Origin of the sequence: Sphingomonas sp. Leaf5, assembly GCF_001421155.1 — a bacterium.
GTDB lineage: Bacteria > Pseudomonadota > Alphaproteobacteria > Sphingomonadales > Sphingomonadaceae > Sphingomonas.
Genome location: NZ_LMJZ01000012.1, coordinates 168,832 through 180,907 on the forward strand (window position 1 = coordinate 168,832; position 12,076 = coordinate 180,907).

16 protein-coding genes and 1 riboswitch are annotated in these 12,076 nt (G+C 65.0%); of the genes, 8 read left to right on the forward strand and 8 right to left on the reverse strand.

Translation table 11 applies throughout. From position 1 onward, the window contains the following. The first annotated feature begins 51 nt into the window (after window positions 1-51). Both ASE50_RS09840 and ASE50_RS09845 read left to right on the forward strand, forming a co-directional pair. Window positions 52-903, forward strand: coding sequence for a hypothetical protein (locus tag ASE50_RS09840; RefSeq protein ID WP_056399297.1), 852 nt, complete (start codon window positions 52-54; stop codon window positions 901-903). Then, on the forward strand, window positions 900-1,271 hold the full coding sequence (locus tag ASE50_RS09845) for a hypothetical protein (protein ID WP_156347384.1): 372 nt from the start codon (window positions 900-902) through the stop codon (window positions 1,269-1,271). Before ASE50_RS09840 ends, ASE50_RS09845 begins: the two co-directional genes overlap by 4 nt. Before the next feature lie 128 nt (window positions 1,272-1,399). Here the strand turns inward: ASE50_RS09845 and ASE50_RS09850 are convergent, their stop codons facing one another. From ASE50_RS09850 to ASE50_RS09870, 6 genes are all read right to left on the reverse strand, one after another. After that, complete coding sequence (locus tag ASE50_RS09850; protein ID WP_235512279.1) at window positions 1,400-2,257, reverse strand: PDZ domain-containing protein; 858 nt, start codon at window positions 2,255-2,257, stop codon at window positions 1,400-1,402. 267 nt (window positions 2,258-2,524) lie between these two features. Beyond that, a complete protein-coding gene (locus ASE50_RS19520) occupies window positions 2,525-2,635 on the reverse strand; it encodes an SOS response-associated peptidase (protein WP_162235912.1) in 111 nt (36 codons plus the stop codon). A gap of 150 nt (window positions 2,636-2,785) precedes the next feature. After that, window positions 2,786-3,193, reverse strand: a complete 408-nt coding sequence (locus ASE50_RS09855; protein WP_056399317.1) for a hypothetical protein — start codon at window positions 3,191-3,193, stop codon at window positions 2,786-2,788. Beyond that, window positions 3,193-3,411, reverse strand: coding sequence for a hypothetical protein (locus ASE50_RS09860; RefSeq protein ID WP_056399325.1), 219 nt, complete (start codon window positions 3,409-3,411; stop codon window positions 3,193-3,195). The genes ASE50_RS09855 and ASE50_RS09860 overlap by 1 nt, the downstream gene beginning before the upstream one ends. After that, the gene (locus ASE50_RS09865; RefSeq protein ID WP_156347385.1) at window positions 3,408-3,767 is read right to left on the reverse strand and encodes a hypothetical protein; all 360 of its coding nucleotides are present in this window, start codon (window positions 3,765-3,767) and stop codon (window positions 3,408-3,410) included. The genes ASE50_RS09860 and ASE50_RS09865 overlap by 4 nt, the downstream gene beginning before the upstream one ends. Before the next feature lie 230 nt (window positions 3,768-3,997). Continuing rightward, window positions 3,998-4,660, reverse strand: a complete 663-nt coding sequence (locus ASE50_RS09870) for a hypothetical protein (RefSeq protein WP_056399340.1) — start codon at window positions 4,658-4,660, stop codon at window positions 3,998-4,000. 511 nt (window positions 4,661-5,171) lie between these two features. Between ASE50_RS09870 and ASE50_RS09875 the strand changes: the two genes are divergently transcribed. Further along, complete coding sequence (locus ASE50_RS09875) at window positions 5,172-6,173, forward strand: hypothetical protein (protein WP_156347386.1); 1,002 nt, start codon at window positions 5,172-5,174, stop codon at window positions 6,171-6,173. A 77-nt stretch (window positions 6,174-6,250) separates the two neighbouring features. Further along, complete coding sequence (locus ASE50_RS09880; RefSeq protein ID WP_056399348.1) at window positions 6,251-6,703, forward strand: nuclear transport factor 2 family protein; 453 nt, start codon at window positions 6,251-6,253, stop codon at window positions 6,701-6,703. A gap of 387 nt (window positions 6,704-7,090) precedes the next feature. Here ASE50_RS09880 and ASE50_RS09885 read toward each other — a convergent pair whose 3' ends face one another. Then, window positions 7,091-7,321, reverse strand: coding sequence for a DUF190 domain-containing protein (locus tag ASE50_RS09885; RefSeq protein WP_235512280.1), 231 nt, complete (start codon window positions 7,319-7,321; stop codon window positions 7,091-7,093). A gap of 26 nt (window positions 7,322-7,347) precedes the next feature. Continuing rightward, window positions 7,348-8,706 carry a voltage-gated chloride channel family protein gene (locus tag ASE50_RS09890; protein WP_056399351.1) on the reverse strand — a complete coding sequence of 453 codons (1,359 nt, stop codon included), beginning with the start codon at window positions 8,704-8,706 and terminating at the stop codon, window positions 7,348-7,350. Window positions 8,707-8,729: 23 nt separating this feature from the next. Beyond that, a riboswitch (Fluoride riboswitch) is annotated at window positions 8,730-8,806 on the reverse strand. A gap of 164 nt (window positions 8,807-8,970) precedes the next feature. Here ASE50_RS09890 and ASE50_RS09895 point away from each other — a divergent pair. Genes ASE50_RS09895 through ASE50_RS09910 form a run of 4 tightly spaced genes read left to right on the forward strand, consistent with a single transcriptional unit; the run spans window position 8,971 to window position 12,055 of the window. After that, window positions 8,971-9,336, forward strand: coding sequence for a DUF305 domain-containing protein (locus ASE50_RS09895; RefSeq protein ID WP_200909505.1), 366 nt, complete (start codon window positions 8,971-8,973; stop codon window positions 9,334-9,336). Window position 9,337: 1 nt separating this feature from the next. Beyond that, window positions 9,338-10,777, forward strand: coding sequence for a beta-propeller fold lactonase family protein (locus tag ASE50_RS09900; RefSeq protein WP_056399353.1), 1,440 nt, complete (start codon window positions 9,338-9,340; stop codon window positions 10,775-10,777). A 1-nt stretch (window position 10,778) separates the two neighbouring features. Further along, window positions 10,779-11,288 carry an RNA polymerase sigma factor gene (locus ASE50_RS09905; protein WP_055998753.1) on the forward strand — a complete coding sequence of 170 codons (510 nt, stop codon included), beginning with the start codon at window positions 10,779-10,781 and terminating at the stop codon, window positions 11,286-11,288. Next, window positions 11,285-12,055: an anti-sigma factor family protein gene (locus ASE50_RS09910; RefSeq protein ID WP_055998755.1), complete on the forward strand. Its 771-nt coding sequence runs from the start codon at window positions 11,285-11,287 to the stop codon at window positions 12,053-12,055. The genes ASE50_RS09905 and ASE50_RS09910 overlap by 4 nt, the downstream gene beginning before the upstream one ends. The last annotated feature ends 21 nt before the right edge of the window (window positions 12,056-12,076 follow it).

A 12,076-nucleotide genomic window follows, 5' to 3' on the forward strand; every position in this document is an offset into this window, starting at 1 on the left:
ACCGGCTCGCCGCGTATCATTTGTCGACCGTCCGCCCGGCGGTTCCGGGCCATGATCCTGCTGCCGGCGCTATTGACCGCGTCGTGCGCGACCACGCCGTCCGCCGACCTGAGCGGTTTCGGCCGGGCGGCGACGGGACTGCAGGCGGACGTGGGCACCACGTTCACCGAGGCGAACAGAATTGCACGCTCGGTCGAGGTCGATCGCTTCGTCCGGTCAGGCGCCATCGGCCTGTCGGAGCGTCGCTTCCCTCCGGCCGTTCCACGCGAGGTCGCCGCCCGCTGGCGGGCGGCGCTTGGGGATCTTGCGCGCTACGGCAACCTGCTGGCGACGCTGACGGACGCTGGTCGCGGTGGCGTGCAGACCGACGCCTTCAGGCAACTGGGGGCGCAGCTGAACGCCAGCTCGACCGGAGCCGACCTTGATCCGGGGATCACCGCCGGCTTCGCGGCGCTGGCGGGCGCGCTGGTGGACATGAAGGCGCAGGCGAGTGCACGCGACATCCTGCGGCGGACGGACCCGGACGTACGCAAACTCCTCGCTGCCATGGCCGACGCCGTTGGTGCCGACGATGCGCAAGGTCTGCGCGGGACGGTGGCGTCGAACTGGACCGCGGCACTGTCCGCATACCAACGCACCTACTCGGTCGCTGCCACCGACAAGGCCGATGCGAGGCAGCGCCAGATCGTCGCCGACTATCTGACCGGCATCGACAGGCGCGACGCGCAGCTCGCCGCGCTGGCAGGCCTTCGATCGTCTCTTCTCGGCCTTGCTGACGCGCACACCGCCGCCGCCGCGGGATCGCGGCGCCCCTTCGACGAGGTGCTGAAGGACGTGAATGATAGGGTCGCGCGGACGGAAGCCACATACCGGGCGGTCGAGAAGGCGGGAGAGACGCGATGACGAATGGCTACGGCGGAGTCCCGATGGATGGGGAGAACCCGGACCTGAAGGCGATGCACCGCGACCTCATCGCCTTGGTCAGGCGGTTGGAGGAGTCGGTCGACTCCGCCCCGACCGCTGCGGCGATCGGGGCGCTCTCCGATCAGATCGTCGAGGTGAACGCCCGCGTGACGGCGACCGGACGCTTGTTGCTGGCGGCACAGACGGAGGAGATATCGCGGCACGCTTGTGCGGTATCGGCCGCCATTCCCGGGATCGAGGACGAGATCGAGGATCTGCGGAGATACGAGCGCGTGGTTCGCAGCATCGCCACCGTCCTCGACGTAGCCGACGAAGCGATCCGTGTGGCTACCATGGTCTGCCGCTGAGATCTCACGATGCGCGGATGAAGCCGTTTTTATCGACGGTGCCACGTCGAATATGTCGGGGAAGGTCGTCAGCCCCCCCGACAGCCCCCGGATCGCCGAGGGCCACGTAATCGCCGTCGAAGACCGCATCAGCGTGCCAGCAATTTGACCTTCTGCTGATCGAATTCGGCTTGGGTGATGAGCCCGTCAGCCTTCAGCTTGCCGAGCTTGGTCAGTTCATCGGCGACGGATAGCTCAGAGGCATTGGCCATGGTCACTGCAACCGGCGTCGCGGCCACCGCGACCACCTCCTCGGCGTATGCCGGACGGTATGCCCGCGTCACGGTCAGTTTCAGGGGCTTGCCGTCATGCAACACGTCCATGCCGTAAGTGGGCGTCTTCGCCGCCTTCGCCAACGAATCCTGGAAGTCGTCGCCGTCCTTGAAGCGCTTGCCCGCTATCGAGGTGATCTGGTCGCCGACCTGCACGCCTGCCTGTGCAGCGGCTGAACCATCCTGCAGCGAGGTGATCCGCATGCTTGACGTCTTTCCGCTCCGAACAGGCTCAAGACCGACGCCGAGGAATGCGTGGTTGGGGAACATGGTGCCCTTCGGTAGCTTGCCGCCCGCCGCGCTCATGAAGTTCATCGCCCCGTTGTGGAACTGAGGTCCTGAGAAATCAGTGCGCTTCATCTGGCCGAAGGCCATCTGGAGCTCCATCCACCCCGATGCTTGCACGCGAGAAACGCCGCCGACGGTGGACACCGTGTACTTGAAGAAACGTCGCGGTGGCGTCGAGTAGCTGTTGCCCATCAACAGCGTGCCCATCAACGACTGGCCAAAATTCATCGGCGCTTCGCACACGACCTCCGTGCTAGTCGATGAAGTCACGCTCCAGCTGCCGTCGATGCACTTGGCCGACAGCTTGCCGATCACCTCGGTTGGCGGTTCGGCGAAGATCATCTCGGTGGCACCTGTCGGGGTCACCGCGAAGAATTCGTCTGCCATGGCTGGCGATGACGTCAGGACGGCGACCGCCACAGCGACCGTATGCATTGCTCGCATTTGTAATTCATCCCCCTGCGCCGGGTGTCCCCACACCCGCAATGCCGCAGTACACAAGCGGATCGCCGAAGACGCAAGACGAATCCTGCTATGACCGCCGCCCGAACCTCCTTTGTGGTCTCCGGTGACCACCTTAACGAACTCCCTTCGGCTATCTGTCGGAGGAATCGAACGGCAAATGGCTGGTCGGGCTCACGTGACGCCGGCTGATCATTCCAACGACATCAACTGCGACGGATAGCCGGACTGCAGCTGCATGACGTCGTCGATCGATCCGCGCAGCCACTTCTCCTGATCCTGGGCCATCAGGATGACCGGCATGACCTCAGCAGCCGTTCACGCGCCGCCGCGACGTTCTCGACAAGGCCGTCCAGCAGTTCGGACCACGCAGTCACGGCTTCCACTCCTCCGACTAGCATGGCGTCTGACACCCCGGTGCGTCGCTACGCCCGCCGGTCTCCTCACCCAACCCTATTCGGCGTCTGGCGACCACAACGCTCTCCATGTCGTCATCGCAGGCGACGATTCGAACTCGATCTGAAACGCGCCATCGCCAATTCGGTCGTACATCCCTCGACCTGCCATGGTGACCGTGGCGCCGCCCGAAGCCATGCCGATGATCGTGACGACCGCGCCTGAGCCGATCCAGACGTCGGGTTCGGGCGTCGCGCGGGGGCGGACAATGCAGTAGTAGCGCAGCTCGGACGCCCGCGGTCCGTCATCCACCTCGGGCAACGCCTCTTCACGGCCTTCCTCGATTGCGAGGTCGAGCCCGTGGAATACCTCAAGACCACCATCGTCCAGAAGGACGACGACGTTGGCACCATCCAGGTGCCGCATGATCGAGGTGTCAAAACCTTCACATTCGGCGACGCTCATCAGTCTTCGCGGTTGCGTCCAGTGCGCATCATCGTGTCGGTAGCCGCGGCGGTGGACGATGGCACGACCCGCATGGGGATCAGCCCCGCCGGCATCGATCCATGCTTGGCCAAGTGGACGAACAACATGCGGACGGCCGCCTCGGTGGTCAGGCCCGCCCGGCCGAGCACCTCGGCAACCTGCGTCTCGAGGACCGGATCGACTGGAATGGAGATCATGCGTCCATCATAGACCGATCTCCTGCGGCGCGCAGCAACCTCATCTGCTCCCATTTCTCCGACATCAGCCACTCGCGCGCCTTCGGCCAGTCAGCGACCACGGGCCGCGGCCCCCCGGCGTCCACCGCCGCGGCGATGAGGAACCCATGGTCGTCGTCGAAGAAGCCGAGCGCCCAGCCCGGGGCGACCTTCGTCCACGGACCGCCCGTCAGCCAGCGACAGCCGAACATCGGGATCGCGCAGAGCCGCGTCGCCAGATCATCGGCGAACCCACGGAGCATCTCCGCCCGGTCGATGGCCACGTACGTCATCCTGGTATCGGTCGACTTCGACGTGACGCCGAGCGTCATGTCCATCCACTCGATCCCGAGTCCGCCTCGGCCCCAGCGACGCGCCACGACGCGGCTGCGCTCACCTAGATTCACGAACCTCTGGACTTCGCCGCGAGGACCGAGCTCTTCCGGCATGTCCAGCCGCCCCGCCGTCAAGATCGTCCTGCACATCGCACCGTCACCCCATTGTCGACCATCGTCGGTGAGGTCGGCGGCCGCCGTCTCCCGTGCGATGGCGAAAGACCTACCGTCGATCAGGCTGCCCGCAGCCAGCGCATGTGGCTGTAGCCGCCGACCGACGCGAAGCCGCTGTGACGGAAGCAGACGGTCTCCCCGTCGCTTTGGAAGCATGCCCCGCCCTGGATCGGCGTTCGCCGGGCATCACCATTCTCGGCGCCGTCAGCTGCGCGTGTGGTCAGGCGTCGCGACGAGATCGCCACGATCTCCACACGGGCGCCCTGATGGGGCAGAACGCCGGCGATGTGTTCCAACACGTCGCCTGGACGAGCCTGCCGCGTGAATTCTGCGAAACTAAGCCGCGGTTGCAGCGATGGTGCATCCTGCAACGCCGCCGCGTGCAGTGACGGATCGATCTGGGTGCTGGTGTAGAGCGACACGTTGCGAAGTCCGTAATGCGGCTCCCAGTCGTGGCGCGTGAACCGTTTGAGTTCGGCATCGATGAGGCGCCGCGCGGCGGAGCCTTCCTCCCGAACCGACAGGTCGGCTGTGGAGTAGCCCAAGATTGAGACGGTCAGGCTGGAGTGATACCAATCACCGCCAAAGCGCATCGTCGCCTTCATGCCCGGGAACGTCTCCGCCAGATGCGCCTTGATGCGCTTCAGCAGGTCGGCCCTCTCTTCACCTTCGCGATAGAGGTCGCCGCGAAACTCATGCGCGGTGTGGATATCGGTCTTCAAGGGCTGGTCCCCGGTGGTGGAATCGAGACGGGCGTAAAGCGCATCCGTTGACGATCCGTTGCCGAGCGCCTCCGACCTGTGGTCACTACCATTCGCTGATCGGGCGATCCCGACGTGCGACCAGAATCTCGACCGTGCAGACCACATCCATTGATCGTGCCCGGCCTGTAACCGGGACGACTGACGCGGTCTCCCACCCGCCGGGCCATGCTTCGTTGAATGGGCACATGATTTAAGAACCACGCTTGGCTGAGCGTCCCGAACGGCTACCGGCAGGCTCCGTCTAGGGCCTGTGCCCGGCTTGGCGTCACGACGGCCGCCAACCGGCGGGCGATCGATCCGCAACCTGAGCGTCCACGACGCCGGAATGCGGCGGATGCCGGCATCCGCATAGGCGCCGCCTAGTCCGCCAAGCCGACGGAGAGACCGAGAGCCATCAGGCCGGACCTGCGGCCGCGGCCTACCGCGCCGATGCGACGACGCATCCGACATCACGATTGGAGTGGAAAAGATGGTAGAACCCGAGATCGCGGGCGGCATCGCCGTGTCTGCAACGGATGACCATTCGGCCGCACCGCCCCCCGCGTCGGACGACGGCGACATCGATCTCTCCGGTGTCGACCCCATGCGTCGTGTCGAGGTCCGTCGGCGGATCGCCGTAGTGAGGTCGTTCGTCGCGCTCGCCGCACCTGACGACAACGATGTGCGACGTCACGCCGCGATGCTCGACCTCAGCATCAACCAATTCAAGGCGCTGGTACGCGCATGGCGGTCCCAGCCGTCCGCCGACAGCGTGGCCCAATCGGGACGGTCGAAGGGCAAGCCGCGTCCGGTCGGCCCGCGGCAGCTCGACGCGGAGGTGAAGGCGACCGCCGAGGCCGCCATCGCAGGGCTGAGCCCGACCGCGACCATCGCCCAGGCGACCGCGGCGGTCGCAGCCGCCTGTGAGGCGCGGGGTCTGGCCGCGCCCAAGGCGACGACGGTCTGGAAGATGATGATCGCGGCGCGGCAGATGCAGGTCGATCCCGCCGGATGCGGCGTGGTCGTCGTCGGCCGTTGCTGGATCCGGCTCCCCGTGCTCGACGGCGACGACCTCGTCACGCCCTCGGTCGCGCTCGTCGTTCGCGCCTACGACGCCGCGATAGTCGGGGCCTCGATGCGTTCCGATGCCGCCACTGACGCCGCACTGATCGCGCTCGCGCGCGGTCGATCAGATCTGAAGACCCTTGAGATCGACGAGCGCATGATCGGTTCCGATCCGGGCGCTGCGGGGGCGATCGGGCAAACGTCCCCTGCGTCGACGATCCGACGCCGGCTCTCGCGCGTCCTGGGCAACCGCATCGGCAAGGTGCAGCCCATCTACAAGGCCGGTGCGGAGAGGGGCCCCGAACGCCTGCTGCGCTCGCGCAAAGACCGGCCGCTATCGAAGGCGGACGCCGCCGCCGTCATCCGCGCCGCGATCGCCGCCCACAACGCAGAGCGTAGCATGGGTGGGGCCATCTGGATCGACTAACCGCCCGCCAGCGTGTTCAGTTCTGTTGCGATGCCCCCCTAGCAGAGCCAATATGGGAAAAGCGCATCGGAGAAGACATGATGTACAGGATCGCCGCACCGCTTTTGGCTCTTGTTGCCGCAACACCTGTGTACGCACAGCTTGCTCCTGGCGTTCAAATGCCGCCAGAGATCGGCCAAGCCTACGGGCGGCTGGGCAAAGCGATGATGGCGCACGATGCAAATGGCGTCAGGACGGTCTGGGCTGATGACTTCGTGGTGAACTCGCCAAACAACACGGTCCTACAACGTGAGGAGGTCATCGCGGTGATGGAGCGTGATTTCCTCGACTACCGGGACTTTCGAAAGCACATCACCTTCGTCGGCGAGAAACCCGAGGTGACGATCGTCATGGGATACGACACGATGATCCCGATCAATGGACCAGGTGCAGGCAAGCAGGTCACGCGGCCATTCACGGACATCTGGGCGAAGCGTACGGGGGGCTGGCAGCTTATCGCTCGTCAGGCGACGATCGCCTTTGCGCGTTGAACTGTTGGCTCCAGTCGATATGACTCGCCGTTCCACGCACGAGTGACTCGCAGGACCGCTCCCTGCCCGTGACTTCCGGTAACTGCCCGCCAGGTCTTGGTGGGCGCCCGACTTCGATCGGACATTCCCCCATTCCCTTAACTCCATGTCGACCAAGCCATTTTGGGAAAACGGTTTCGGGAACGGGTTTTGGGAAAACGGGCCTAATGGGAGCGGATCGACTGAGCCGTCGACATGGTCGTCTCACTGGCCGTTCCCATTCGGGACGGCAGGTGCCGACCAGTTCCCGACGTTCAGCTTGACCGAGCGCTTTCCCGGAAGCGGCCATTTGTTCACCTCGCTTCCGGCGCGGACCGTGGTGACCGACATTGGGGACTTTCCTGCCAGTCAGCTTTCAGGATCGGAACGGTTGAAAGCCGCTGGGCCGCGATTGCTGGAGCCGTAATGCATGTTCTGCGCGACGGCGTTGATGATGCCGTCCGCCTTCGCGGTGCGGATCAGCTCGCGATAAAAAGGTTTCGCACCCCAGAAGCGACGTGGGCCGACCTTGTCAGACGGCTTCAAATAGATGCGCAGCATTCCAACCTCGCGGTGCTGGACGTTGAAACGATCAGGCATAACGGGCCTTTCGATAGGAAGCAGGATCAGACGCGCGAGCGTCGGCGGGAAGCACCGTGCGTGCGGGCATCACGCAGGGTCGCATCGGGTGTGAGGTGCGCAGCAGGCACCTTGGGGACTGCGACGCGCTGCGACAGATAAATGCCGTTATGACCCGAGCAAAGGTAGGCGACGAAGCATGCGACCGCGATCGGCACAGCATAGGCCGCCCCGAACAACTCGATCCCCATGAACGTGCAGGCAAGCGGCGTGTTGGCAGCACCCGCGAACAGCGCAACGAAGCCGATCGCCGCGAAGACCCCCGTCGGGACTCCGAACATGGGCGCGAGTGCATTGCCGAGCGCCGCGCCGATGAAGAACAGCGGTGTCACCTCTCCGCCCTTGAAGCCAGTGCTCAGGGTGACGACGGTGAAGAGCAGCTTCAACGCCCCGCTCCATGGATGGGTGTCGGGACCAAAGAAGCTGGCGATGGTCAGGCCGTCCGGCGTCGCCGCCAGCGTGCCCAGACCGAGATAGTCCCGCGTGCCGAACAGCCCGACCAGTGCGATCACGGCCACGCCCCCGATGACGGGTCGTAGTGGGCCATAAGGCACCATGCGCTTCAGCCATCCGCCAAGCGCATGATTGGCCTCCGCAAAAGCTAGTCCGACCAACCCGAATACGACGCCCGCGACGCCAGCCTTGATGACAATTAGAGCGTCGACCGGCACTGTCGCATCGACAAGGTAGGCGCCGTGATGAATGCCCCAGGAAAGACAGGTCCAGTCACCCACCAGTGCCGCGACCAGGCATGGCACTAGCGCACGATACTCGACCCGGCCGATCGCCAGGACCTCCAGCGCGAAGACCGCGCCCGCGATCGGCGTCCCGAAGACCGCGCCGAAGCCCGCCGCGATTCCGGTCTTCAGCAGGATGCGTGTCGCTTCCGCATCCAGCTTGAGTGCGCGGCCGAAGCCGCTGGAAAGGCTGCCGCCCAATTGCACGGCGGTGCCTTCACGCCCCGCCGATCCCCCGAACAGGTGCGTCACGACCGTGCCGAAGAAGATGAGCGGGGCCATGCGCAGCGGCACACCGCCCCCTGGTTCATGGATTTGCTCGACGATGAGGTTGTTACCGCCTTCGACCGAGCGCCCTGTCAGATGGTAGAGCAGTCCGACCATGAACCCGCCGATCGGCAGCAGGTAGAGCAGCCAGGGAAAGGCAAAGCGAAGCCGGGTCACGGCATCGAGGCTCCACAGGAAGGCTGCGCAGAGCGTTCCCACCGTTGCGGCCATCGGGATCAGGATCAAAGCCCACCGCAGCACCGACATGGCATGGGTGCGGCGATCGCGAATGAACGCTGCCATGTTGAACTGGTCGTAGAGATTGCGAAATGTCGCGCGCACGATTCCTCCTTGCTGCCTTGCGGCGCCTGGTAGGAATCATCGGCCCTTGCGAGGGCGGTTCGGCCGAATGGCCCGGCGGAAATCCATCGCCTTGCCTGAGCATATGCTGTCCGACGGCGACCTGGTCAACCAACGGCAGGGTCACGATGAGACCATTGTTTTGCTGAGGATCAATAATTGGCTCACCCATGGAATAAACCCCGACGGGCGTCGTCTACGCTTTCGAGACTGATGCGCCGGAGGCTTATGCGTAGACGAAATTGGATGCTGGGTCTGACCGCTTCGGTTCTGCTCACCGGCGCAGTCGCGGCCGCCCCCGCCGATGGATACGCCAGCATGATATCTGCCGCGATGGACCGGATGATGGCGGGCATGATGGTCAAGCCGTCCGGCGACGTCGACCGCGACTTCGTCGCGATGATGCTTCCGCATCACCAGGGCGCCATTGATATGGCGGTGGCAGAGCTGCGCTACGGCCATAACGAGCAGCTCAAGCGCATTGCGCAGGAGATCATCATCGATCAGCAGCAGGAGATCGCCGCCATGAAGTTGGCGATCGGTCAGCCGCTACCCCGTTCGACGCCAGCCCCGACGCAGGGCGGCGACCACCACAGCCATATGGAGCACTGACATGATCCGGACCTTCCTGCGCTCGGCCGCCTTGCTGATGAGCGCCGCACCGGGCATTGCCATGGCCCAGCAGGCGCCGTGGAACGCCAAGGACGTGCCTGTCAGCCACCGCGACCGCGTCTATGCATCCGAACAATTCTCCAACACGGTGTCGGTGACGGACCCGGCCGACAACAGGTTGCTCGGCGTCATCAAGCTCGGCGATCCGCAGCCGATGAATTTTTCCCCGCTCTACAAGGGGCAGGTGCTGGTTCACGGCCTCGGCTTCTCGCCGGACGGGAAAACACTGGCGGTCGTGTCGATCGGATCCAACGCCGTGTCGTGGATCGACACCGCCACCAACACCGTCAAGCACACGACGTATGTCGGGCGCAGTCCGCATGAGGCGTTCTTCACACCGGACGGCAAGGAGGTGTGGGTTACGGTACGCGGCGAGGATTACATCGCCGTGCTCGACCCCACGACGTACAAGGAGACGGGGCGTATCAAGACGCCCGGTGGTCCGGGCATGACGATCTTCTCTCCCGATGGCCGATACGGCTATGTCTGTTCCTCGTTCAATCCGGTGCTGGCCGTGTTCGATGTTGCAACCCACGCGCAGGTCGGACAGGTGGCGCAGCCGAGTCCGTTCTGTCCCAACATCGCCGCGACGCCGGACGGCAAGCAGGTGTGGTTCACGCTGAAGGACATCGGCAAGACGGTCGCATTCGATGCCAGGCCGCCTTTCGCGATCCTCAAGGTGCTGGATACCGGACCGATCACCAATCACGTCAACTTCGCCCGCACGGTCAGGGGACAGTTCGCCTATGTCACGGTGGGCGGGGAAAACGCGGTGAAGGTGTTCCGCACGTCCGACTTCGCGCTTGTCGCCACCATCCCGGTCGGCAAGATGCCGCACGGCGTCTGGCCATCGGGCGACGGCCGGCGCATCTATATCGGGCTGGAGAATGCCGATGAACTTGCCGCGATCGACACCGCCGGCAACAAGGTCGTTGCCACCGTGCCGGTCGGACAGGCACCGCAGGCGATCGCCTATGTCCCCAACGCTGTTCCGACAGGCCCCGGCACCGACAATCTTCAACCGCTCGGCACGGCCGGCAAGGCGTTGCATCTGAATATGGGGCCGGTTGGCGGCAGCCGCGCGGCAAGCAGCATTACCCTCTTCGACCAGGGTATCATTCAGGTGGTGCAGAGTGCCGTTACCGGTTTACAGCCCAAAAAGCCTTACATGCTCGTGCTGACCGCCAATGCGGACGGCAGCGGTGCGGTAGAGCCGCTTGCGAACTTCATGAGCAACCCGGCAGGTGCGGCGATCGTCAATGCGTCGGGACCGATCCGGCAGATCGTTCAAGGCAGCACCGCGGCACCCCGGCGTTTTCTGGCGGTAGCTGAGGTGGTAAATGGTGCGCCGGGCCGCATCGTGCAGGTGCAGCGCGACTGAAATGGACCCGCTTGCCGCCGCGATCGAATCACTGATCCCTGGTCTGCGTCGCTATGCCCGGTCGTGGTTGCGCGATCAGGCGATGGCGGATGACGTGGTGCAGGATTGCCTTGAGCGCGCGGTCGGGCGCTGGCGGCAGCGGCGTGGCACGGAGGTTCGCCCCTGGCTTTATGCGATCCTGCACAACCTGTTGATCGATCAAAGGCGGCAGCATATCCGGCGAGGTACGGCGGTTCCGCTCCACCTCGTAGACGACGCTGCGCTCGGCCGCCCGGCCGATCAGGACACGGGTCTGCACCACCGCGACCTGTTGCGCGCCCTTGATGCGTTGCCCGAGGAGCAGCGGACGGTGCTGCTGCTCATCTCGGTCGAAGGTCTGTCATATGGGGAAGTCGCTGCCGTCGTAGGAGTGCCGCTGGGAACGGTGATGTCGCGAATATCGCGGGGGCGCGACCGTCTGGCGACACTCATCCGAGAGGGTGAACGGCCGCGATTGAGGAGTGTGCGATGACCAGCCCGATCGGAGAAGACGATCTGGCCGCGTGGATCGATGGAAGGCTGTCGCCCGAGCGGCAGCGTCTGGTCGACGCCTACCTTGAAGGCCAGCCGGACATGCATGCCCGTTTGCGGGAGCAGGCGGAGCAGGCGCGAGCCCTTGCATCCCTGTTCGCCCCGATCGCGGATGAACCTATCCCGGCGACGATGCGCGTTGCAGCCATCAGGGGACGGCAACGCCAACCGCGTTGGCAACTCGCCATCGCCGCGTCGCTTCTGTTGACGGTCGGGTTTGGCGGGGGCTGGTCGAGCGCGCGTTGGAGTGGCGAACCCCGCGCGGGTATCGCGGCGCTGGCCAACGAGGCGAGTGACAATTTCCGTGTCTATGCCGCCGACCGGATACGACCAGCGGAGATCGGCCCCGACCAGCGCGCCATGCTGATCCGATGGACCTCCGCTCGATTGGGTGAGCGCGTGACCATCCCGGACCTCAGCACAGCGGGTTACCGCTATGGCGGGGGGCGATTGGTCGCGACGCCCCACGGCCCTGCGGCGCTGCTCCTTTATGATGGACCGCAAGCGTCGAAGCTCGCGGTGCTGACGAGGCCCATGCAAATCGACAAGAGCGCAAGCATGACCAGCACGTCCAGCGGGACCATGGGCCGGGTCACATGGGCGGTCGACGGGATCGGCTATAGTGTGGTGGGGGAGCGCCCCGCTGCCGAGCTGCATCCGATCGCCAACGAGGTCCGGCGCCAGGCCGATGCGGCGCTTGTGTCCTGATAGCGCCTGGCCGGTTCTCAG